The organism is Streptomyces sp. NPDC048338 (genome assembly GCF_043201055.1).
GTDB lineage: Bacteria > Actinomycetota > Actinomycetes > Streptomycetales > Streptomycetaceae > Streptomyces.
On sequence record NZ_JBICYQ010000009.1, the window covers coordinates 104,827 to 128,081 of the forward strand.

Annotated in this window: 17 protein-coding genes; 10 read left to right on the forward strand and 7 right to left on the reverse strand. The window is 70.0% G+C overall.

Annotated elements, in window-relative coordinates:
* Nucleotides 1–89: 89 nt before the first annotated feature.
* From ACGFZF_RS21575 to ACGFZF_RS21590, 4 genes are all read right to left on the reverse strand, one after another.
* Nucleotides 90–1,700, reverse strand: coding sequence for a glycerol-3-phosphate dehydrogenase/oxidase (locus ACGFZF_RS21575; protein WP_356601037.1), 1,611 nt, complete (start codon nt 1,698–1,700; stop codon nt 90–92).
* Between the two features lie 16 nt (nt 1,701–1,716).
* Entirely contained in the window at nt 1,717–3,243 is a 1,527-nt protein-coding gene (gene glpK / locus ACGFZF_RS21580) for a glycerol kinase GlpK (protein WP_147977234.1), read from the reverse strand.
* A 51-nt stretch (nt 3,244–3,294) separates the two neighbouring features.
* Entirely contained in the window at nt 3,295–4,083 is a 789-nt protein-coding gene (locus ACGFZF_RS21585; RefSeq protein WP_356601035.1) for an MIP/aquaporin family protein, read from the reverse strand.
* A gap of 381 nt (nt 4,084–4,464) precedes the next feature.
* The gene (locus ACGFZF_RS21590; RefSeq protein WP_393556373.1) at nt 4,465–5,226 is read right to left on the reverse strand and encodes an IclR family transcriptional regulator; all 762 of its coding nucleotides are present in this window, start codon (nt 5,224–5,226) and stop codon (nt 4,465–4,467) included.
* Nucleotides 5,227–5,517: 291 nt separating this feature from the next.
* Between ACGFZF_RS21590 and metH the strand changes: the two genes are divergently transcribed.
* The 4 genes from metH (at nt 5,518) to ACGFZF_RS21610 (ending at nt 13,733) form a co-directional block, all read left to right on the forward strand.
* Nucleotides 5,518–9,027, forward strand: coding sequence for a methionine synthase (metH, locus tag ACGFZF_RS21595; RefSeq protein WP_393556375.1), 3,510 nt, complete (start codon nt 5,518–5,520; stop codon nt 9,025–9,027).
* 229 nt (nt 9,028–9,256) lie between these two features.
* Nucleotides 9,257–9,955: an HAD family hydrolase gene (locus ACGFZF_RS21600; protein WP_393556377.1), complete on the forward strand. Its 699-nt coding sequence runs from the start codon at nt 9,257–9,259 to the stop codon at nt 9,953–9,955.
* A gap of 532 nt (nt 9,956–10,487) precedes the next feature.
* Nucleotides 10,488–12,077 (forward strand): ABC transporter substrate-binding protein, encoded by a 1,590-nt coding sequence (locus ACGFZF_RS21605; protein WP_393556379.1) that lies wholly within the window; start codon nt 10,488–10,490, stop codon nt 12,075–12,077.
* 75 nt (nt 12,078–12,152) lie between these two features.
* Nucleotides 12,153–13,733 carry an ABC transporter substrate-binding protein gene (locus ACGFZF_RS21610; RefSeq protein ID WP_393556381.1) on the forward strand — a complete coding sequence of 527 codons (1,581 nt, stop codon included), beginning with the start codon at nt 12,153–12,155 and terminating at the stop codon, nt 13,731–13,733.
* Between the two features lie 100 nt (nt 13,734–13,833).
* On the opposite strand, the gene ACGFZF_RS21615 is transcribed toward ACGFZF_RS21610, so the two are convergent.
* Both ACGFZF_RS21615 and ACGFZF_RS21620 read right to left on the reverse strand, forming a co-directional pair.
* Entirely contained in the window at nt 13,834–14,505 is a 672-nt protein-coding gene (locus ACGFZF_RS21615; RefSeq protein ID WP_393556383.1) for a response regulator, read from the reverse strand.
* A 10-nt stretch (nt 14,506–14,515) separates the two neighbouring features.
* Entirely contained in the window at nt 14,516–15,418 is a 903-nt protein-coding gene (locus tag ACGFZF_RS21620; protein ID WP_261992065.1) for a RecB family exonuclease, read from the reverse strand.
* A gap of 134 nt (nt 15,419–15,552) precedes the next feature.
* Here ACGFZF_RS21620 and ACGFZF_RS21625 point away from each other — a divergent pair, with 134 nt between their 5' ends.
* The 3 genes from ACGFZF_RS21625 to ACGFZF_RS21635 all read left to right on the forward strand — a co-directional run bounded on the left by ACGFZF_RS21625 (nt 15,553) and on the right by ACGFZF_RS21635 (nt 18,558).
* Entirely contained in the window at nt 15,553–16,839 is a 1,287-nt protein-coding gene (locus ACGFZF_RS21625; RefSeq protein ID WP_356601029.1) for a site-2 protease family protein, read from the forward strand.
* 18 nt (nt 16,840–16,857) lie between these two features.
* A complete protein-coding gene (locus ACGFZF_RS21630) occupies nt 16,858–17,745 on the forward strand; it encodes a tRNA (adenine-N1)-methyltransferase (RefSeq protein ID WP_019884997.1) in 888 nt (295 codons plus the stop codon).
* Between the two features lie 231 nt (nt 17,746–17,976).
* Complete coding sequence (locus ACGFZF_RS21635; protein WP_393556387.1) at nt 17,977–18,558, forward strand: hypothetical protein; 582 nt, start codon at nt 17,977–17,979, stop codon at nt 18,556–18,558.
* A 78-nt stretch (nt 18,559–18,636) separates the two neighbouring features.
* On the opposite strand, the gene ACGFZF_RS21640 is transcribed toward ACGFZF_RS21635, so the two are convergent.
* The gene (locus ACGFZF_RS21640) at nt 18,637–18,948 is read right to left on the reverse strand and encodes a ferredoxin (RefSeq protein WP_147977223.1); all 312 of its coding nucleotides are present in this window, start codon (nt 18,946–18,948) and stop codon (nt 18,637–18,639) included.
* Between the two features lie 242 nt (nt 18,949–19,190).
* On the opposite strand from ACGFZF_RS21640, the gene arc reads away from it, so the two are divergent.
* The 3 genes from arc (at nt 19,191) to ACGFZF_RS21655 (ending at nt 23,048) form a co-directional block, all read left to right on the forward strand.
* On the forward strand, nt 19,191–20,957 hold the full coding sequence (gene arc, locus ACGFZF_RS21645; RefSeq protein WP_356601026.1) for a proteasome ATPase: 1,767 nt from the start codon (nt 19,191–19,193) through the stop codon (nt 20,955–20,957).
* Nucleotides 20,958–21,180: 223 nt separating this feature from the next.
* Nucleotides 21,181–22,692 (forward strand): depupylase/deamidase Dop, encoded by a 1,512-nt coding sequence (gene dop, locus ACGFZF_RS21650; protein ID WP_393556389.1) that lies wholly within the window; start codon nt 21,181–21,183, stop codon nt 22,690–22,692.
* A gap of 143 nt (nt 22,693–22,835) precedes the next feature.
* Entirely contained in the window at nt 22,836–23,048 is a 213-nt protein-coding gene (locus ACGFZF_RS21655; RefSeq protein WP_187282613.1) for a ubiquitin-like protein Pup, read from the forward strand.
* The last annotated feature ends 207 nt before the right edge of the window (nt 23,049–23,255 follow it).

Consider the following 23,255-nt stretch of genomic DNA (forward strand, 5'->3'; position numbering starts at 1 on the left):
GGGACACGTCTCGGGGGCGGTCCGTGAACGGACCGCCCCCGAGACGTGTCTTGCCGATCGCGCCGGGCTCCCGGCGAACCGGGCCGGTGTCAGGCCTTCTTGCCGAGCAGGTCGTCGACCTTGCCGCGGATCTCGTCCGTGGCCAGACCTCGGATCGTCAGCGTGGTGCGGCGGCGCAGCACGTCGTCCGCCGTCTCGGCCCACTCGTGGTCGCGGGCGTAGGCGACCTGCGCCCAGATCTCCGGGGCGTCCGGGTGGATGCGCTCCGCCAGCTCCGGGTTCTCGTTCGCCATCCGGGCGATGTCGAAGGAGAGCGAACCGTAGTGCGTGGCCAGGTGCTTGGCCGTGTCGGCGGCCATGCGCGGACCGGGGGCCGGGCCGTCCACGAGCAGCCGGTGGGCCACCGCGTTGGGGTTGGCTATGCCGGGCAGGGGCAGCCGCTTCGGCAGCGTGGAGACCGGCTCGTAGTCCTCGCCCAGGGGGTGGCCGGGCAGGGCCTCCAGCTTCTTCATCACCGTACGGCCGATGTGACGGAAGGTCGTCCACTTGCCGCCGGCCACCGACAGCATGCCGCCGCGGCCTTCGGTGACGACGGTCTCGCGCTTGGCCTTGGAGGTGTCGCCCGGCCCGCCCGGCAGCACCCGCAGACCGGCGAAGGCGTAGGTGATCAGGTCGCGCGACAACTGCTGGTCACGGATGGAGAAGGCGGCCTCGTCCAGGATCTGGGCGGTGTCCTTCTCGGTGACCTCGACCTGGCCGGGGTCGCCCTCGTACTCCTCGTCGGTGGTGCCGAGCAGCAGCATGTCCTCCCAGGGGAGGGCGAAGGTGATGCGGTACTTGTCGATCGGCGTGGCCAGCGCGGCCTTCCACGGCGAGGTGCGCTTGAGGACCAGGTGCGCGCCCTTGGACAGGCGGATGGACGGGGCCGCGTTGGGGTCCTCCATCCGGCGCAGGTGGTCGACCCACGGTCCGGTCGCGTTGAGCACGAGCCGGGCGGAGACGCCGAACTCGTCGCCGCTGGTGCGGTCCCGCAGCTCGGCGCCGGTGACCCGGCCCCGGGTGAAGCGAAGCCCGGTGACCTCGGCGTGGTTGAGGACGGTGGCCCCGGCGGCGACCGCGGCGCGGACCGTCATCAGCGCCATCCGGGCGTCGTTCATCTGGTCGTCGCCGTACACGGCCACGGCCTTGAGGTTGTCGGTGCGCAGCTCCGGCACGTCCTGCGCGGCCTTGGCGGGGGAGAGCAGGTGCCCGACGCCGTCACCGAACGCCGAGAGGGCGGAGTAGGCGAAGACACCGGCGCCGAGCTTGGCGGCGCCGTGCGGGCCGCCCTTGTAGACGGGCAGGTAGAAGGTGAGGGGGTTGGCGAGGTGCGGTGCCACCTGGCGGGACACCGCACGTCGCTCGAAGTGGTTCTCCGCGACCAGCTTCACGGCGCCGGTCTGCAGGTAGCGCAGGCCGCCGTGGAGGAGCTTGGAGGAGGCGGAGGAGGTGGCGCCGGCGAAGTCGCCGGCGTCCACCAGGGCCACCCGCAGGCCCGACTGCGCGGCGTGCCAGGCGGTGGAGATGCCCAGGATGCCGCCGCCGATCACCAGGAGGTCGTACGTCGCCTTGGAAAGCTGCTCCCGAGTCTCGGCGCGGCTCGGGTGGGAACCGGCGGCCGGTCGCGTCCCGAGGGAGGGGACGCTCTGCAGGGTGGTCATGTCGATCTACTCCTCGTCAGTTTTCCTCGTCGAGCCAGCCCATGGAGCGCTCCACGGCCTTGAGCCAGTTCTTGTACTCGCCGTCACGCTTGTCGGCGTCCATGCGAGGGGTCCATTCCGCCGCGCGGCGCCAGTTGGCGCGCAGGGCGTCGGTGTCCGGCCAGAAGCCGACGGCCAGGCCGGCGGCGTAGGCGGCACCGAGGCAGGTGGTCTCGGCGACCATCGGGCGCACGACCGGCGCGTCGAGGAAGTCCGAGAGGGTCTGCATCAGCAGGTTGTTGGAGGTCATGCCGCCGTCGACCTTGAGCGCGGTCAGCTCGACGCCGGAGTCCTTCGTCATGGCGTCGGTGATCTCGCGGGTCTGCCAGGCGGTGGCCTCCAGCACGGCGCGGGCGATGTGCGCCTTGGTGACGTACCGGGTGAGGCCGGCGATCACACCGCGGGCGTCGGAGCGCCAGTACGGGGCGAACAGGCCGGAGAAGGCCGGTACGAAGTAGGCGCCGCCGTTGTCCTCGACCGAGGAGGCGAGGGTCTCGATCTCGGCCGCGGACTTGATCAGGCCCATCTGGTCGCGCATCCACTGCACCAGCGAACCGGTGACGGCGATCGAGCCCTCCAGGGCGTAGACCGGCTTCTCCTCGCCGATCTGGTAGCCGACCGTGGTCAGCAGCCCGCTGTAGGAGTTGATGATCTTGTCACCGGTGTTCATCAGCATGAAGGTGCCGGTGCCGTAGGTGGACTTGGCCTCGCCCTCGGCGAAACAGGTCTGGCCGAACAGGGCGGCCTGCTGGTCGCCGAGCGCGGAGGCGACCGGGATGCCGTCCAGGACGCCGCCCTTGACGTGGCCGTAGACCTCGGCGGAGGAGCGGATCTCCGGCAGCAGGGCGGCCGGGATGTCCATGGACTGGAGGATCTTGTCGTCCCACTCCATGGTGTGCAGGTTCATCAGCATGGTGCGCGACGCGTTGGTCACGTCGGTGACGTGGTGGCCGCCGTCGACGCCGCCGGTCAGGTTCCAGATGACCCAGGAGTCCATGGTGCCGAAGAGGATGTCGCCGCGCTCGGCGCGCTCGCGCAGACCCTCGACGTTGTCGAGCAGCCAGCGGACCTTCGGGCCGGAGAAGTAGCTCGCCAGCGGCAGGCCGGTCTCGCGGCGGAAGCGGTCCTGGCCGACGTTGCGGCCGAGCTCCTTGCAGAGCCCGTCGGTGCGGGTGTCCTGCCAGACCAGCGCGTTGTGGACCGGCTCACCGGTGTTCTTGTCCCACAGCAGCGTGGTCTCGCGCTGGTTGGTGATGCCGATGGCCTTGACGTCGGCGGCGGAGATGCCGCCCTTCTCGATCGCGCCGGCGACCACTTCCCGGACGTTGGTCCAGATCTCGGCGGCGTCGTGCTCCACCCAGCCGGGCTTGGGGAAGATCTGCTCGTGCTCCTTCTGGTCGACCGAGACGATCCGGCCGTCCTTGTCGAAGACGATGCAGCGGGACGAGGTCGTGCCCTGGTCGATGGCGGCGATGAAGGGGCCGCTGGTGTGTGCGTCGGTCACGGGGTGCTCCCAGGAGGTCTCAGGGGTCGGCTTCGACTACTGCTGTACGGCTCAGGCGAACGCGATGTTGTAGATACCCGCCGCGAGGGCGCCGCCGATCAGGGGACCGGCGATCGGGATCCAGGCGTAGCTCCAGTCGGAGCCGCCCTTGTTCGGCAGCGGAAGCAGGGCGTGCACGATGCGCGGACCGAGGTCACGGGCCGGGTTGATGGCGTAGCCGGTCGGGCCACCGAGCGAGAGGCCGATGGAGACGACCACGAAGGCGGTGATGAGGGCGCCTATGACGCCCAGGCCCTTGCCGCTGTCGTTGAGACCCTGCGTCAGCACCGCGAGGACGAGCACGACCGTGCCGATGATCTCGGTGGCGAGGTTCTGCCAGACGTTGCGGACCTCGGGGCCGGTGGAGAAGACGCCGAGCACCGGGCCGGCCGTGGGGGAGGCCTTCTGGTCGACCATGCCCTCCTCGTGCGGCGGCGCGGCGACGATCTCCGGGTCCGTGAGGTGGGCCTGGAACTGTCCGTAGTAGGCGATCCAGACCAGCGCGGCACCGATCATGGCGCCGAGCATCTGCCCGGCGAAGTAGACCGGGACGTTGCTCCAGTCCCCGTCCTTGATCGCGATGCCGACCGTGACGGCCGGGTTGAGGTGGGCGCCGGACAGCGAGGCCGTCATGTAGACGGCGGTCATGACCGCGAAGCCCCACCCGAAGGTGATGGCCAGCCAGCCGGCGTTCTGCGCCTTCGAGCGCTTGAGCACGACGGCGGCGACGACGCCACCGCCGAGCAGGATGAGCACGGCGGTACCGATGGTCTCGCCGATGAAGATGTCGGAGCTGGACACCCGCGACTCCTTTGTCCTTCGTCCAGGGGAAGGCGAACCACGGGTCCCGCCGGTGGTCCGCGCCCTCGTGTGAGGGCGTTGGCCGGCCCTTGGCACTGTCACACCTTAGCGCGTATTGCCGTTAGGCGTTCGACAATGTCGACCGGTGAACGGAAGTTTTGCCCCAGGGTTAACAGCGCGTCAAGGGTTCTTGCCCGGGAACCGTGCGCATAACGCGATCGTTACCGACCGGTTCCGCGAGGGCACCCCGAGCGCGGCGGCCGCTCCCGGGAAACGCCGAGGCCCGGCCGTCGGAGGACGGCCGGGCCGGAGGGGCGGAGTCGGGCGGCGGACGGGTGTGCGGGCCGCCCGGGAGATGCCCGGGTCGTGGCCGGACGGGATCTAGAAGCGTCCGGCTCCCAGGTCGCGGGAGACGGCGCGGGCGCAGTCGCGTACCGCGGCGATCAGCTCCGAGCGCAGCTCGCCGCCGTCGCAGACCCGCTCCACGGCGCCCGTGATGGCCACCGCGCCGACCGGCATCCGCCGGCGGTCGTGGATCGGCGCGGCCACCGCGGCCACGCCGTCCCAGGTCTCCTCCACGTCCGCCGCCCAGCCCCGCGCGCGGGTGGTGTCGAGCAGCGTCTCGAAGGCCGCGGTCTCGGTGATCGTGCGGGGCGTGAACGGCTCCCGCACCAGCTCCAGGACCTCGCTGTGCGCCACCGGGTCGTAGGCCGAGAGCACCTTGCCCAGCGCCGTGGAGTGCAGCGGCTGCATGGCCCCCACCTCCAGGACCTGCCGGCTGTCGTCCGGCCGGAAGACGTGGTGCACGATCAGCACGCCCTGCTGGTGCAGTACGCCCAGATGGACGCTCTCGCCGCTGGACCGCGCCAGGTCGTCCGTCCACACCAGGGCCCGCGCCCGCAGCTCGTGCACGTCCAGATAGCTGTTGCCCAGCCGCAGCAGCTCCGCGCCCAGCTGGTAGCGCGACGCCGCGTCCTGCTCGACGAAGCCCTCGGCCTGCAGCGTGCGCAGGATGCCGTGCGCCGTGCCCTTCGCCAGGCCCAGGGACGAGGCGATGTCGGACAGGCCGAGCCGGCGCTCGCCGCCCGCGAGCAGTCGCAGCATCGCCGCCGCCCGTTCAAGCGACTGGATGTTCTTCGCCATCGCCCGGCCCTTCTCCCTGTCTCCTGATCGCGGAGTTTCGTGGATCTTACGGAGCAGGATCCCGTGGATCATGCTGTTCGGCAATGCTGAACACTATCGGTCGATGCCGACCGGTCGTTACCCTGACAGTGTCGTTCACGAACGGGTCCGACCGGGAGTCCCCCGACACAGGATGCCGTCCGCCCCGTGGAACACCCTGCCCACCCCGGCATCCGCACGGTTACTCTGGCCCCGTACACCCTCCACCGAGGGTGTGAAGCCGACAGCCGTCGCATCCCAGGGAGCTCATCCATGGCCTCGTCGCCGACCCCGTCCGCTGGCAGCACCGACCGCGCCGCAGCCCTTCGCGAGGCACTCGCGACCCGGGTCGTCGTGGCGGACGGAGCGATGGGCACCATGCTCCAGGCGCAGGACCCCTCGATGGAGGACTTCCAGGACCTCGAAGGCTGCAACGAGATCCTCAACGTCACCCGCCCGGACATCGTCCGCTCGGTGCACCAGGAGTACTTCTCCGCGGGCGTCGACTGCGTCGAGACCAACACCTTCGGCGCCAACCTCGCCGCGCTGGGCGAGTACGACATCCCCGAGCGCGTCCACGAGCTCTCCGAGGCGGGAGCCCGGATCGCCCGCGAGGTGGCCGACGAGTTCACCGCCTCCACCGGACAGCAGCGCTGGGTGCTGGGCTCCATGGGTCCGGGCACCAAGCTGCCGACCCTCGGCCACGCCCCGTACACCGCCCTGCGCGACGCCTACCAGCAGAACGCCGAGGGCCTGCTCGCGGGTGGCGCCGACGCGCTGCTGGTGGAGACGACCCAGGACCTCCTGCAGACCAAGGCGTCCGTCATCGGCGCCCGCCGCGCCCTCGACGCGCTCGGCGCCGACGTCCCGCTGATCTGCTCCGTGACCGTCGAGACCACCGGCACCATGCTGCTGGGCTCCGAGATCGGCGCCGCGCTCACGGCCCTGGAGCCGCTCGGCATCGACATGATCGGCCTGAACTGCGCCACCGGCCCGGCCGAGATGAGCGAGCACCTCCGCTACCTGGCGCGCCACTCCCGCATCCCGCTGTCCTGCATGCCGAACGCGGGCCTGCCCGTCCTCGGCAAGAACGGCGCGCACTACCCGCTGTCCCCGGCCGAGCTCGCCGACGCCCAGGAGAACTTCGTCCGCGAGTACGGACTCTCCCTGATCGGCGGCTGCTGCGGTACGACCCCGGAGCACCTGCGCCAGGTCGTCGAGCGCGTCCGCGACCTCACCCCGGGCACCCGCGAGCCGCGCCCCGAGCCGGGCGCCGCCTCGCTCTACCAGACGGTCTCCTTCCGCCAGGACACCTCCTACATGGCGATCGGCGAGCGGACCAACGCCAACGGCTCCAAGAAGTTCCGCGAGGCCATGCTGGAAGCCCGCTGGGACGACTGCGTCGAGATGGCGCGCGACCAGATCCGCGAGGGCGCGCACATGCTCGACCTCTGCGTCGACTACGTCGGCCGCGACGGTGTCGCCGACATGGCCGAGCTGGCCGGCCGCTTCGCCACCGCCTCCACGCTGCCGATCGTCCTGGACTCCACCGAGGTCGACGTCCTGCAGGCGGGCCTGGAGAAGCTCGGCGGCCGGGCCGTCATCAACTCCGTCAACTACGAGGACGGCGACGGTCCCGAGTCCCGCTTCGCCAAGGTCACCCGGCTGGCCCAGGAGCACGGCGCCGCTCTCATCGCGCTGACCATCGACGAGGAGGGCCAGGCCCGCACCGTCGAGACCAAGGTCGCCATCGCCGAACGCCTCATCGACGACCTGACCGGCAACTGGGGCATCCACGAGTCGGACATCCTCATCGACACCCTGACCTTCACCATCTGTACCGGTCAGGAGGAGTCCCGCAAGGACGGCATCGCCACCATCGAGGCGATCCGCGAGCTCAAGCGCCTGCACCCGGACGTGCAGACCACGCTCGGCCTGTCGAACATCTCCTTCGGCCTCAACCCGGCCGCCCGCATCCTGCTCAACTCCGTCTTCCTCGACGAGTGCGTCAAGGCGGGCCTCGACTCGGCGATCGTGCACGCCTCCAAGATCCTCCCGATCGCCCGCTTCGACGACGAGCAGGTGAACACCGCCCTCGACCTGATCTACGACCGGCGGGCCGAGGGCTACGACCCGCTGCAGAAGCTGATGGCGCTCTTCGAGGGCGTCAACACCAAGTCGATGAAGGCCGGCAAGACCGAGGAGCTCCTCGCCCTGCCGCTGGAGGAGCGCCTCAAGCGCCGCATCATCGACGGCGAGAAGAACGGCCTGGAGCCCGACCTCGACGAGGCGCTGCAGACCCGGCCCGCCCTGGAGATCGTCAACGAGACCCTGCTCGACGGCATGAAGGTCGTCGGCGAGCTCTTCGGCTCCGGCCAGATGCAGCTGCCGTTCGTGCTCCAGTCCGCCGAGGTCATGAAGAACGCGGTGGCCTACCTGGAGCCGCACATGGAGAAGTCGGACGCCGAGGGCAAGGGCACCATCGTGCTCGCCACCGTCCGCGGCGACGTCCACGACATCGGCAAGAACCTCGTCGACATCATCCTCTCCAACAACGGCTACAACGTGGTGAACCTGGGCATCAAGCAGCCCGTCGCCGCCATCCTGGAGGCCGCCGAGGAGCACAAGGCCGACGTCATCGGCATGTCCGGTCTGCTGGTCAAGTCCACGGTGATCATGAAGGAGAACCTGGAGGAGCTGAACCAGCGCGGCCTCGCGGCCGACTTCCCGGTCATCCTGGGCGGCGCCGCGCTGACCCGCGCGTACGTCGAGCAGGACCTCCACGAGATCTACGAGGGCGAGGTCCGCTACGCCCGCGACGCCTTCGAGGGCCTGCGCCTGATGGACGCCCTGATCGCCGTCAAGCGCGGCGTGCCGGGTGCCGCCCTGCCGGAGCTCAAGCAGCGCCGGGTCGCCCAGCGTGCCACCGCGCTCCAGGTCGACGAGCCGGAGGCGGGCGGCCGTTCGGACGTCGCCGTCGACAACCCGGTCCCGGCCCCGCCGTTCTGGGGCACCCGGGTGGTCAAGGGCATCCAGCTCAAGGAGTACGCGAGCTGGCTCGACGAGGGCGCCCTCTTCAAGGGCCAGTGGGGTCTCAAGCAGAACCGGGCCGGCGACGGCCCGAGCTACGAGGAGCTCGTCGAGAGCGAGGGCCGGCCGCGGCTGCGCGGCTGGCTGGAGCGCCTGCACACGGAGAACCTGCTGGAGGCGGCCGTCGTCCACGGCTACTTCCCCTGTGTCTCCAAGGGCGACGACCTGATCATCCTGGACGAGCAGGGCAACGAGCGGACCCGCTTCACCTTCCCGCGCCAGCGCCGCGGCCGCCGGCTGTGCCTGGCCGACTTCTTCCGCCCGGAGGAGTCCGGCGAGACCGACGTGGTGGGCCTGCAGGTCGTCACCGTCGGCTCCAGGATCGGCGAGGCCACCGCCAAGCTCTTCGAGTCCGACTCCTACCGCGACTACCTGGAGCTGCACGGCCTCTCCGTGCAGCTGGCCGAGGCGCTCGCCGAGTACTGGCACGCCCGGGTGCGCGCGGAGCTCGGCTTCGCGGGCGAGGACCCGGCGGACGTGGAGGACATGTTCGCGCTGAAGTACCGCGGCGCCCGCTTCTCGCTGGGTTACGGGGCCTGCCCCGACCTGGAGGACCGGGCGAAGATCGCCGAGCTGCTGCAGCCCGAGCGCATCGGCGTGCAGCTGTCCGAGGAGTTCCAGCTGCACCCGGAGCAGTCCACGGACGCGATCGTCATCCACCACCCCGAGGCGAAGTACTTCAACGCCCGCTGAGCCCGCAGGGCGGGGCCGACCGGTCCCGCCCGCCCGGCTCCGCGGAGCCCGGCAGCGACCGCCGGGCACGCCCTCGCGCGCGCCCGGCGACACGACGGCGCACGTCAGGGCGTAAATATCTGCGTTCCCGGTGATCGAGACGTACACTGGTCGGTCCAGTGCAGGCCGGTCCCCCTCCCCGTACCGGGAGGGGGACCGGCCTTCTCGTCCCTCCATGGAGGTGTGCCGGATGACCAGTACGGTCCCCGCGTCCTTGTTCCGTACCAACGAGAGCTCCGCCCTGCAGGCGGTCTTCCTCGACATGGACGGCACCCTCGTCGACACCGAGGGCTTCTGGTGGGACGCGGAGGTCGAGGTCTTCCAGGACCTCGGGCACCGGCTGGACGAGTCCTGGCGCGACATCGTCGTCGGCGGCCCCATGACCCGCAGTGCGGGCTACCTCATCGACGCCACCGGCGCCGACATCACGTTGGCCGAGCTGACGGTCCTGCTCAACGACAAGTTCGAGCAGCGCATCGACCGTGGCGTGCCGCTCATGCCGGGTGCCGAGCGGCTGCTGGCCGAACTGGCGCTGCACAACATCCCGACGGCCCTGGTCTCCGCCTCGCACCGGCGGATCATCGACCGGATCCTCGCCTCGCTGGGGCGGGACCGCTTCACCCTCACCGTGGCCGGTGACGAGGTGATCCGCACCAAGCCGCACCCGGAGCCCTATCTGACGGCCGCCAGCGGCGTGGGCGCCGAGCCCGGGCTCTGCGCGGTCATCGAGGACACGGCGACGGGCGTGGCGTCCGCCGAGGCGGCCGGCTGCCGGGTGGTCGCGGTGCCCTCGGTGGCGCCCATCCCGGCGTCGGAGGGCCGGGTCGTCGTCCGCTCCCTGGAAGAGGTCGACGTACCGTTTCTCCGCACCTTGATCAGTGGGGTCTGATCATTTGAGCTTTCCCTGAGCTTCAATTCTCCGCAGACGCGGAAGGGAACGCTCAGCACTTGATCGTGCATTTTCCGTGACCGCGCCGCGAGGGCCCACGGGAGACCGCGCGGAATTCCCCGGCCGCCCGCCGAAAGGGCACCGGCGTGACCTTGGTCACGCAGCGTGCGGACCGGCGGGTGGCCTTCGTGCGTCCGGTGTCCGGTTCAACCCGGTTCGACCCCTCCCATGTGTCCTGATTCATCAAGTGATGCACGAAACATGCCTCCGCATGACTATCGGGCTTCTCGCATTCATGATCACTATGCGATTACCCGGTGAGGTGATCGGAGGCCGGTAATACCGGCGTCGCCCACTAATCTTTCGCGAGTACTTCGCCGCATATCCGCGTGCACCCGGCGCATACCCCAGTCGCCGCGAACACAGGACCGATCGCACACCATCCCGGCCCGATCGCCCGCCCTGACCGGGCGGCAGTGGCGGAGTGTTCGTACCCCCGCTGAAACAGTGCCGGATGAGGAGACTGTCCAGGATGAACCGCAAGACCTTGGTGCTGCCGGCCGTGGCCGGCCTGCTCGCCCCGCTGCTCGTCGCCTGCGGCGGCTCGGACGAGAGCAGAGCCATCGTCGTCGGCACCACGGACCAGTTCCTCGCCACCAGCGAGGCCCCGGCGCCCCTCGACCCCGCCTTCGCGTACGACACCGGCGCCTGGAACATCCTGCGCCAGACCGTGCAGACGCTGATGCACGCGCCCCGCGGCGGCGGCGAGCCCGTGCCCGAGGCCGCCGAGAGCTGCGCGTTCAGCGACAAGGCCAGCGAGAGCTACCGCTGCAAGCTGCGGGAGGGCCTCACCTTCTCCGACGGCTCGCCCGTCACCGCCGAGGACGTCAAGTTCTCCGTCGAGCGCGTGCTGAACATCAAGTCCGACAACGGCACCGCGGCGCTCCTCGCGAACATCGACGCCATCGAGACCAAGGGCGACCGCGAGATCGTCTTCCACCTCAAGACGCCCGACGCGACCTTCCCGTACAAGCTGTCCACCCCGGTCGCCGGCATCCTGAGCAAGGACAAGTACAGCGCCAAGGAGCTCCGCGAGGGCTTCGAGGTCGACGGCTCCGGCCCGTACACGATGAAGGTCGAGCGCGACGGCGACCGCATCGCCAAGGCCGTCTTCACCAAGAACCCCAACTACAAGGGCGACATCACCCTGCGCAACGACAAGGTCGAACTGCGCTCCTTCGCCGACGCGGACACCATGGGCAAGGCCCTCGAGGACCGCCAGATCGACATCATGACCCGCTCGATGTCGCTCGACCAGATCAAGAAGTTCACGGAGACCCCGCAGGCGGGCATCGAGCTCACCGAGGTCCCCGGCCTGGAGATCCGCTACCTCGCCTTCAACACCGAGGCCCCCGCCGTCAAGGACAAGGCCGTCCGGCAGGCCATGGCCTCCGTGGTCGACCGCGGCGCGCTCGTCAGCTCGGTCTACGGCGAGACCGCCCAGCCGCTCTACTCGCTGATCCCCTCCAGCATCACCGGGCACTCCACCGACTTCTTCGACATCTACGGAGAGCCCAGCGCCACCAAGGCCCGCGGCATCCTGCGCGACGCCGGCGTCAAGACCCCGGTGAAGCTCACGCTCCACTACACCACCGACCACTACGGCTCCGGCACGAAGAAGGAGTTCGAGACGCTGCAGCGGCAGCTGAACTCCACGGGACTCTTCCAGGCCACCGTCGAGGGCACCGAGTGGGCCAAGTTCCGCCCGGCGCAGAAGCGCGGCGACTACGAGGTCTACGGCCTCGGCTGGTTCCCCGACTTCCCGGACCCGGACAACTACGTCGCACCGTTCCTCGACGCGGACAACTTCCTCAACACGCCCTACGTGAACAAGGCCGTCCGCGAGCAGCTCATCCCGCAGTCGCGCCGCTCGGCCGACCGCACCGCAGTCAGCCCGGTCTTCGGAGAGATCCAGGAGACCGTGGCCAAGGACGTGCCGCTGCTGCCGCTCTGGCAGGGCAAGCAGTACGTCGCCGCCCGCGACGACGTGACCGGCGTCGAATGGGCTCTGAACACGTCCTCGGACCTGCTCCTGTGGGAGTTCGGCCGGGGCAGCGCCTGACCGCTCCACCAGCTCGGTGACACCGGCCGCGCACGGGGCGCGGCCGGCCTGGCAAGAGATCAAGAGGCAAGTTCTGTGAAGCACAACAAGTGGCTGACGGCCCCGCTCGCCGCGGGTCTGTCCGCCGCCCTGCTCAGCGGCTGCGGCGCGGAGCAGGGCGGGGGTTCCGCCGGCTCGGGGGGCAACATCCGGGTCGGGATGTCGGACGAGGTCCTGGCGACCGATCCCGCCGCCGGTTACGACCCCGGCTCCTGGCTGCTGTTCAACAACGTCTTCCAGTCCCTGCTGAGCTTCCCCAAGGGCACCTCCACGCCCGAGCCGGAGGCCGCCGAGAAGTGCGGCTTCGAGTCGGGCAGCAAGGTCTACCGCTGCACCCTGCGCGAGGGCCTCACGTTCTCCAACGGCAACGCCCTGACCGCCGAGGACGTCAAGTTCTCCTTCGAGCGCGCGCTCGAGATCAACGACCCGTCCGGCCCGGGCCCGCTGCTGTCCTCGATCGACACCATCGAGACCCCGGACGACCGGACCGTCGTGTTCCGGCTCAAGGTCCCGGACGCCACCTTCCCGAGCAAGATCGCCTCGGGCGCCGGCTCGATCGTCGACCACCGCGAGTACGCCGCCGACGCGCTGCGCACCGACGGCAAGGCGGTCGGCTCCGGTCCGTACAAGCTGGAGTCCATCAGCGACACCGAGGCCGTCTTCTCCGTCAACTCCTCCTACCGGGGCAGCGCCCAGCCGAAGAACGGCGGCGTCACCCTCAAGCTGTACGACGGAGACCGCGAGGCCCTCTCGAAGGCCGTCGCCGACCAGGACATCGACGTCGCCTACCGTGGCCTCGCCGCCGACGACATCGCCGCCCTGGAGAACTCCGAGACGACCGACGACCGGGGCATCGAGGTCGTCCAGGGCACGAGCGCCGAGGTCCAGCACCTGGTGTTCAACGTCAAGGACCCGGTCGTCGGCAAGCTCGGCGTCCGCCGGGCGATCGCCCACCTCGTGGACCGCGAGGCCCTCGTCCAGGACATCCTCAAGTCCACGGCCACCCCGCTGTACTCGATCGTCCCGGCCGGTGTCGCCGGACACAACACCGCCTTCTACGACACCTACGGCAGCCCCGACGCGGCCAAGGCCAAGAAGGCGCTCCGCAAGGCCGGCATCACCGACAAGGTGAAGCTCACGCTCTGGTCCACGCCCAGCCGCTACGGTCCCTCCACCGACCAGCAGCTCAAGGCGATAGCCGAGCAGCTCAACGCCAGCGGCCTGTTCGACGCCGACGTCCAGTCCGTCGCCTTCGAGCAGTACGAGAAGGACATCGCGGCCGGCAAGTACGGCGTCTACGTCAAGGGCTGGGTGCCCGACTACCCCGACGCCGACAACTTCACGGCCCCGTTCTTCGGCGAGGGCAACGTCCTCGGCAACAACTACGAGAACGACACGATCACCGGCACCCTCCTCCCGAGGACCTCGGCCGCCGCCGACCGCGGCGCCACCGACGCGGACTACGGGAAGCTCCAGGACCTGGTCGCCGACGAGCTGCCGATCCTCCCGCTGTGGCAGGGCAAGCAGTACGCGGTCGCCCGCGACAACGTCACGGGCCTGGAGTGGACCCTGGACGCCTCCACGGTCTTCCGCTTCTGGGAGCTCAAGAAGAACTGACCCGCCGGACGCCGCCCCTCCCGGGCGGCACGAAGGCGACACGACGAGGGGCCCGGAGCGCGACCAGCGCTCCGGGCCCCTCCCGTCCGTCCCCGGAGCGCTACTGCGCGCCCGGCCGCACCAGTCCGCTCTCGTAGGCGTACACCGCCGCCTGCACCCGGTCGCGCAGCCCCAGCTTCGTCAGCACGTGCCCCACGTGCGTCTTCACCGTCGTCTCGCTGACGAAGAGGTCCGCCGCGATCTCCGCGTTCGACAGGCCGCGCGCCACCAGCTTCAGCACCTCGACCTCACGCTCGGTCAGCGTGTTCAGCGTGTCCGGCATCTGCTCCTCGCCCGACGGCAGGTGCGCCGAGTACTTGTCGAGCAGCCGCCGCGTGATCGACGGGGCCAGCATCGCCTCGCCGGCCGCGACCACCCGGATCGCCTGCACCAGCTCGTTGGCCGGCGCGTCCTTCAGCAGGAAGCCGCTCGCCCCCGCGCGCAGCGCCTCCACCACGTACTCGTCCAGATCGAAGGTGGTCAGCACCAGCACCTTCGCCGGACCGTCCCGGCCGGGACCGGTGATCTGGCGCGTGGCCTCGACCCCGTCCATCCGCGGCATCCGGATGTCCATCAGCACCACGTCGGGCTGCAGCGCCCGCACCTGCTCCAGGGCCTGGAGGCCGTCCCCGGCCTCGCCGACGACCGCGAGGTCCTGCTCCGCCTCCAGAATCATCCGGAAACCGGTGCGCAGCAGCGGCTGGTCGTCGACCAGCAGGACGCGGATAGCCACGGGAACTCCTCTACGGGGCGGGCGGGACCGGCCCCATTCTGCCCTGACCCGATTCGCCCGACTCCGGCGGGCGCGCGGAAACGATCTCCAGCGGGTACACCGGGGGCGTACCGCCGAACTCCGGGCACACCTCCTGGTGGTCGCACCAGCCGCACAGCTTCGTCGGACGGGGCCGCCACTCGCCCGTCTCGGTCGCCAGCCGGATCGCCTCCCACAGCGCCAGCAGCTTGCGCTCCACGCGGAGCAGGTCCGCCTCCACCGGGTCGTAGGTCAGCACGTCCCCGCTGCCCAGGTAGACCAGCTGGAGCCGCCGGGGCACCACCCGCTTCAGACGCCAGATCACCAGCGCGTAGAACTTCATCTGGAACAGCGCGCCCTCGCTGTACTCAGGCCGCGGCGCCTTGCCCGTCTTGTAGTCGACGATCCGCACCTCGCCCGTCGGCGCCACGTCGATCCGGTCGATCACGCCCCGCAGCCGCAGGCCCGAGTCCAGCTCCGTCTCGACGAACAGCTCCCGCTCCGCCGGCTCCAGCCGCGTCGGGTCCTCCAGCGTGAACCACCGCTCGACCAGCCGCTCCGCCTCGCCCAGCCACTGCGCCAGCCGCTCGCCCTCCGCGTCCTCGGCGAACAGCCCGGCCAGCTCCGGCTTCGACTCGAGCAGCCGGTCCCACTGCCCCGGGATCAGCGACTTCGCGCGCGGAGCCGTCCGCTCCACCGCCGGGGCGTCGAAGAGCCGCTCCAGGACCGCGTGCACCAGCGTGCCCCGGGTCGCGGCCTCGCTCGGCTTCTCCGGCAGCCTGTCGATCACCCGGAACCGGTACAGCAGGGGACACTGCATGAAGTCGCTCGCCCGCGAGGGCGACAGCGACACGGGGGCGCGGGGCCCCGCCGGCGGCTGCTCGCTCGTACTCATGACCAAGACCCTACGACCCGCCACCGACAGCGAGCGGAATACCATCGACGGCAGACCCCCTCACACTGCATGATCGAAACGTGACGCAGTGCCGCGACGAAGCGGATCACGCAGCTCGGCCACGAAAGGATCCCGTGAACCAGGACGACGAGCGCGGCGAGGACCACCGGCCGCGATCCGGCGCATCGGAACCCGGGCCCGCGACGCCGCAGCCGACCGGAGGCCCCGCCGGCGACGGCGGTGGAGGCAAACCGCGACGGTCCGAGGATCCCGGCGGCGGCATCCTCATGGGCCGCCCCTTCGGCGTGCCCGTCTACGTGGCGCCCAGCTGGTTCCTCGTCGCCGCCCTCATCACCTGGGTCTTCGGCGACCAGATCCAGCGCGTGCTGCCCGACCTCGGCGCGGCCCGCTACCTCGTCTCGCTCTTCTTCGCCGTCGCCTTCTACGCCTCCGTACTGGTCCACGAACTGGCCCACACGATCGCCGCCCTCCGCTTCAAGCTCCCGGTGCGCCGCATCCAGCTCCAGTTCTTCGGCGGCGTCTCCGAGATCGAGAAGGAGACCGAGACCCCGGGCCGCGAGTTCGTCCTCGCCTTCGTCGGCCCGCTCCTCTCCCTCGTCCTCGCCGGCCTCTTCTACCTCACCCTGTACGCCGTCGAGCCCGGCACCGTCCCCGGTGTCCTGCTCGGCGGGCTGATGATCTCCAACCTGATCGTCGCGGTCTTCAACCTGCTGCCCGGGCTCCCGCTCGACGGCGGCCGGATGCTGCGCGCCGTCGTCTGGAAGATCACCGGCAAGCCCATGAGCGGCACCGTCGCCGCCGCGTGGGTCGGCCGCGCGCTGGCCGTCGCCGTCCTCATCGGCCTGCCGCTGCTCACCCGCACCGGCCTCCTCGGCAACGAGACCGACGACATCAGCGGCATGGACACCGTCACCGACGCCCTGCTCGCCGCGATCCTCGCCGCCATCATCTGGACCGGCGCCGGCAACAGCCTGCGCATGGCCCGGCTGCGCGAACACCTCCCGGACCTGCGCGCCCGCAGCCTCACCCGGCGCGCCATCCCGGTCGAACCCGCCACCCCGCTCTCCGAGGCGCTGCGCCGCGCCAACGAGGCCGGAGCCCGCGCCCTCGTCGTCGTCGACGGCCAGGGCGCCCCCACCGGCCTGGTCCGCGAGACCGCCATCGCCGGTGTCCCGCAGCACCGCCGCCCCTGGGTCGCCGTCAGCGGCCTCTCCCAGGACCTCACCGACGGCATGCGGGTCCCGGCCGAACTCACGGGCCAGCCGCTCCTCGACCACCTGCGGGCCAGCCCCGCCTCCGAGTACCTCGTCGTCGAGGACAGCGGCGAGATCTACGGCGTCCTGTCCGCGGCCGACGTGGAACGCGCCTTCGTCCGGGCCATGGCAAGACCCTCCTCGTAACCCCGGTACTCTGGTCACATGTCCGAACCGACCGGTGCCGCCCGCCGTCGCGGGCCCTTCAAGGTCGGGGACCAGGTCCAGCTCACCGACCCCAAGGGACGCCACTACACGTTCACGCTCGAGGCCGGAAAGAACTTCCACACCCACAAGGGTTCTTTCCCCCACGACGAGCTGATCGGTGCTCCCGAGGGCAGTGTTGTCCGTACCACGGGAAACGTCGCCTACCTTGCGCTGCGCCCCCTGCTCCCCGACTACGTCCTGTCCATGCCCCGCGGCGCCGCCGTGGTCTACCCCAAGGACGCGGGGCAGATCCTGGCCTTCGCCGACATCTTCCCCGGCGCACGCGTCGTGGAGGCCGGGGTCGGCTCGGGCTCGCTCAGCAGCTTCCTGCTCCGCGCCATCGGCGACAGCGGCATGCTGCACTCGTACGAGCGCCGTGAGGACTTCGCCGAGATCGCCAAGGGCAACGTCGAGCGCTACTTCGGCGGCCCGCACCCGGCCTGGCAGCTGACCGTCGGCGACCTCCAGGACAACCTGTCCGACACGGACGTCGACCGCGTCATCCTGGACATGCTCGCTCCCTGGGAGTGCCTGGAGGCCGTCTCCAAGGCGCTCGTCCCCGGCGGCATCCTCTGCTGCTACGTGGCGACCACCACCCAGCTCGCGCGCACCGTGGAGTCCATCCGCGAGTTCGGCTGCTACGCCGAGCCGCAGCCGTGGGAGTCCATGATCCGCAACTGGCACGTCGAGGGCCTGGCCGTCCGTCCGGACCACCGGATGATCGGCCACACCGGCTTCCTCGTCACCGCCCGCCGTCTCGCCGACGGCGTCGAGCCTCCGATGCGCCGCCGCCGGCCCGCCAAGGGCGCCTACGGCGAGGACTACGAAGGCCCCAACAAGGGCTGACGTCCCCCGGTCCTGACGTCCCGACAACCACAGCGCGCCGCCGTCGAGTTCCCGCCCCGCCGCGGGGAACTCGGCGGCGGCACCTTCACGTTCGGGCACGTTCGCGTGTGCTTCCGGCATTTCCCCGCCCGGCCCGCCGGGATCCCCGTACCCCGGCTGTTCCGCCCGCCTGTGACGTGTGGCACGATGCCCGGAACTCCTTCCGCACCACCCTCACAGGAGACGTCTCGCGTGCAGCCCTCCGCCGTCCCGGACCTCGCGCACACCCACGCCCGGCCGGTGCACTGGCTGGCCACCGCGACCGCGATGGCCGCCGTCGTCGCCGCGGCCGGCCTGCTGCAGCCCGGTGCGGCCACCGCCACCACCGAGGCCGGACCGAAGACCGCCCCCGCCGCCGCTCCCGCGGCCGCGCCCGCCCCGGACGCGGCCGGCGCCGACTACCCGTTGCAGTGCGGGGGAGGGCCGAGCAGGGTCGTGCGGCAGGCGCAGGGGGATCTCGACGGGGACGGCAACCCCGAGACCGTCGCAGTCGTGCACTGCGAAGCCGGATCCGGCACCCCGCCCAGCGGGATGTACGTCCTCACCCGGGGGGAGAAGGGCGCCGCGCGCGTGGTCGCCACCCTCGTGGAGCCGACGCAGCAGAAGAGCGTCGCGGACCTGGCCGTGCGCGACGGGGCGGTCACCGCCACCCTGCTCGGCTACTCGTCCCCGGACGTGCCCAGCTGCTGCCCCGACGAGCAGGAGAAGGTCAAGTGGCGCTGGCGGAGCGGCGCGTTCGTCCGCGGCGGCCAGGACGACGCCCGCGCCCTCTGAAGGATTCCACCGTCTCCACGGATCCCGCCGAGAGCACGGCCGTCGGCGACGGAGCGTGAGCGTCACGCCCCGGAATCGTCACTCCGCGTCAGGACCGTAGACCTCGACCCGGTCCGCGACCCGGCGTACGTGGATGCAGTCGCCGGGGCACTCCTTCGCGGAGTCCACCACGTCCTGGAGCAGCGGCAGCGGCACCGGCGTGGTGGCGCCCGCGTCCTGCAGCAGCTCGTCGTCGGCGCTCTTCACGTACGCCAGACCGTCGATGTCGAGCTCGAAGACCTCGGGCGCGTACTGCACGCAGATCCCGTCCCCGGTGCAGAGGTCCTGGTCGATCCAGACCTCCAGCGCCTCGCCGGCGCCCGTCGTCGGGGCCTCGTGCTGCACGGTCATGATTCCTGCCGTTTCTGCGTCTGGTTCGTAAGTCCGGTCAAGCCTGACGGGTGTTGACCACTGACGACGATACAACCGCCGGCTTTCCGATGTTGATGGGTGGGTATTCACCTGGCGTGAGGGGAAGCGCAAGGGTGAAGATCGGACACACCCCGACAGTCTTTGTGATCTAGGGGTTTCAATCACCACCCACGCAGGTAGGGTCAGGAAGCGTCCAGCTCCCCTTGGAGGAGGTGAGGACCGTGGCAGCCCACGACGACGACATCAACCGCGGCATCCGGCCGGGGCGGGGGTCTGAAGACCCCGCCGGCCAGGTTGCCTATCTCGAGCAGGAAATCGCCGTCCTGCGCCGCAAGCTCGCCGACTCTCCGCGCCATACGAGGATTCTCGAAGAGCGGATCGTCGAGCTGCAGACAAACCTGGCCGGCGTGTCCGCGCAGAACGAGCGGCTCGCCAATACCCTCCGTGAGGCCCGCGACCAGATCGTGGCCCTCAAGGAGGAGGTCGACCGGCTCGCACAGCCGCCGGCCGGCTTCGGTGTCTTCCTGCAGACCAACGAGGACGGCACCTGCGACATCTTCACCGGGGGCCGCAAGCTCCGGGTGAATGTCAGCCCCAGCGTCGAGCTCGACGAGCTCCGGCGCGGCCAGGAGGTCATGCTCAACGAAGCGCTCAACGTGGTCGAGGCCATGGCGTTCGAGCGGGCCGGGGACATCGTCACCCTCAAGGAGGTCCTTGAGGACGGCGAGCGTGCCCTGGTGGTCGGGCACACCGACGAGGAGCGGGTGGTGAGGCTCGCTGAGACGCTGCTGGACACCACCATCCGACCCGGCGACGCCCTGCTGCTCGAACCCAGGTCCGGCTACGTCTACGAAGTGATCCCCAAGAGCGAGGTCGAAGAGCTCGTCCTCGAAGAGGTCCCGGACGTCGACTACGACAAGATCGGCGGTCTGGGCGGCCAGATCGAGATGATCCGCGACGCGGTCGAGCTCCCGTACCTCCACCCGGATCTCTTCAAGGAGCACGAACTGCGTCCGCCGAAGGGCATCCTGCTCTACGGACCGCCCGGATGCGGCAAGACGCTCATCGCCAAGGCGGTGGCCAACTCCCTTGCCAAGAAGGTCGCCGAGGTGACCGGTCAGCCCGCCGGGAAGTCGTACTTCCTGAACATCAAGGGCCCCGAGCTCCTCAACAAGTACGTCGGCGAGACCGAGCGGCACATCCGCCTCGTCTTCCAGCGTGCCCGGGAGAAGGCGAGCGAGGGTACCCCCGTCATCGTCTTCTTCGACGAGATGGAATCCCTCTTCCGCACCCGCGGATCCGGTGTCAGCTCGGACGTCGAGAACACCATCGTCCCGCAGCTGCTCGCCGAGATCGACGGCGTGGAGGGGCTGGAGAACGTCATCGTCATCGGCGCCTCCAACCGCGAGGACATGATCGACCCCGCGATCCTGCGGCCCGGCCGGCTCGACGTCAAGATCAAGATCGAGCGCCCGGACGCGGAGGCCGCGAAGGACATCTTCGCGAAGTACCTCACTCCGACCCTGCCCCTGCACTCGGACGACCTGTCCGAGCACCAGGGCTCGAAGGAGGCCGCCGCGCACGGAATGATCCAGTCCGTCGTGGAGCAGATGTACGCGGAATCCGAGGAGAACCGCTTCCTGGAGGTCACGTACGCCAACGGCGACAAGGAAGTCCTGTATTTCAAGGACTTCAACTCCGGAGCGATGATCCAGAACATCGTCGACCGGGCGAAGAAGATGGCCATCAAGGCTTTCCTCGACCACGACCAGAAGGGCATCCGCGTCTCCCATCTCCTCCAGGCATGCGTGGACGAGTTCAAGGAGAACGAGGACCTGCCCAACACCACCAACCCCGACGACTGGGCCCGGATCTCCGGAAAGAAGGGCGAGCGGATCGTCTTCATCCGCACCCTCGTCACCGGAAAGCAGGGCGCGGACACGGGACGCTCCATCGACACGGTGGCGAACACCGGTCAGTACCTGTAGATCGCACACCGGCTGCGGATGTCCGGACCACGGGCATCCGCAGCCGGCCGCTTTTCCCCCGCAGCAAAGACGTAATCGATCTCCCCACCGGCGCGGAGTCGCTCTAGGCTCTTCGGTACCGCCGAGGCGCGCAGTGCGGGGACGGGCACCGCACACGCATCGGCAGAGAGCGGTACTTGAGCGCCGCACCCGAAGGGGAGCGCCGCCGGGCAAGGAGGGCCGCATGACCGTACGGCGAGTAATGGGCATCGAGACGGAGTACGGGATCTCCGTCCCGGGGCACCCGAACGCCAATGCCATGCTCACCTCGTCCCAGATCGTCAACGCCTACGCGGCGGCGATGCACCGGGCGCGCCGCGCCCGCTGGGACTTCGAGGAGGAGAATCCGCTGCGGGACGCCCGCGGCTTCGACCTCGCCCGCGAGGCCGCCGACTCCAGCCAGCTCACCGACGAGGACATCGGCCTGGCCAACGTGATCCTCACCAACGGTGCCCGCCTCTACGTCGACCACGCCCACCCCGAGTACAGCGCCCCCGAGGTCACCAACCCCCGCGACGCCGTGCTCTGGGACAAGGCCGGCGAGCGGATCATGGCCGAGGCCGCCGAGCGCGCCGCCCAGCTGCCCGGTGCCCAGCCGATCCACCTCTACAAGAACAACACCGACAACAAGGGCGCCTCCTACGGCACGCACGAGAACTACCTGATGAAGCGGGAGACCCCCTTCTCGGACATCGTGCGCCACCTGACCCCGTTCTTCGTCTCCCGGCAGGTCGTCACCGGCGCCGGCCGGGTCGGCATCGGCCAGGACGGCCGCGACCACGGGTTCCAGATCAGCCAGCGCGCCGACTACTTCGAGGTCGAGGTGGGCCTGGAGACCACGCTGAAGCGGCCGATCATCAACACCCGGGACGAGCCGCACGCCGACGCCGAGAAGTACCGCCGGCTCCACGTGATCATCGGTGACGCCAACCTCTCCGAGATCTCGACCTACCTCAAGCTCGGCACCACCGCCCTGGTCCTGTCGATGATCGAGGACTCCTTCGTCAACGTGGACCTGGCCGTGGACCAGCCGGTGCGCACCCTGCACCAGGTGTCCCACGACCCGAGCCTCCAGCACCTGGTCACGCTCCGCAGCGGCCGGACACTCACCGCCGTGCAGCTCCAGATGGAGTACTTCGAGCTGGCCAGGAAGTACGTGGACGAGCGCTACGGCGTCGACGCGGACGAGCAGACCAAGGACGTCCTGAGCCGCTGGGAGGACACGCTCAACCGGCTCGAGAACGATCCGATGAGCCTGGCGGGCGAGCTGGACTGGATCGCCAAGCGCGAGCTGATGGAGGGCTACCGGCGCCGGGACGGCCTGGACTGGGACGCGGCCCGGCTGCACCTGGTGGACCTCCAGTACGCCGACGTGCGCCCCGAGAAGGGCCTGTACAACCGCCTGGTGGCCCGTGGGCGCATCAAGCGGCTCCTGGACGAGACCGAGGTCGTACGGGCCGAGACGAAGCCTCCGGAGGACACCAGGGCCTATTTCCGGGGCCGCTGCCTGGAGCAGTACGCGGACGACGTCGCCGCGGCCTCCTGGGACTCGGTCATCTTCGACCTGCCCGGGCGGGACTCGCTCCAGCGGGTGCCGACCCTGGAGCCCCTGCGGGGCACCAGGAACCACGTCAAGGAACTGCTGGACCGGTGCCGGACGGCCGAGGAACTGGTCCGCGTCCTGTCGGGCGCCTGACGCCTGAAATACCCGGGCATTGGGAATCATGGGACTAGTGCCCGGGCGTTGTACCGATTTGCGGGGCCGATGTCAGACCTGGCTTGTAGGGTCTGATCTTGAGAGACCCAACCGAGCGGGCCGATTCGAGCGGGGTGAGGGATATGGCGACCAAGGACACCGGCGGCGGACAGCAGAAGGCGACGCGTTCCACGGAAGAGGTCGAGGAGACGACCGCGGAGGCGAGCTCCGACCTTCAGGAACGCCAGGAGAAGCTGAGCGACGACGTCGACTCCGTCCTGGACGAGATCGACGACGTCCTGGAGGAGAACGCCGAGGACTTCGTGCGATCGTTCGTGCAGAAGGGTGGCCAGTAGCCGCCGCTGCCTTCGCTTCGAAGGCCGGAGGCGGGATGCGCGCCCCGAGGCAGGACTGAGGAGCGGCGCGCGCGGTGGGTCGTGACCCGGCCGCGCGCGTCCCTCCCCGTCACGGCGCCGGCAGGCGCCGGGCGCACTCGCGCCATGCTCCGCCGCGCGTCCGCAGCACCCGCCCGGCCGTCGCCGGGCGGACCCGAGAGGCATCCA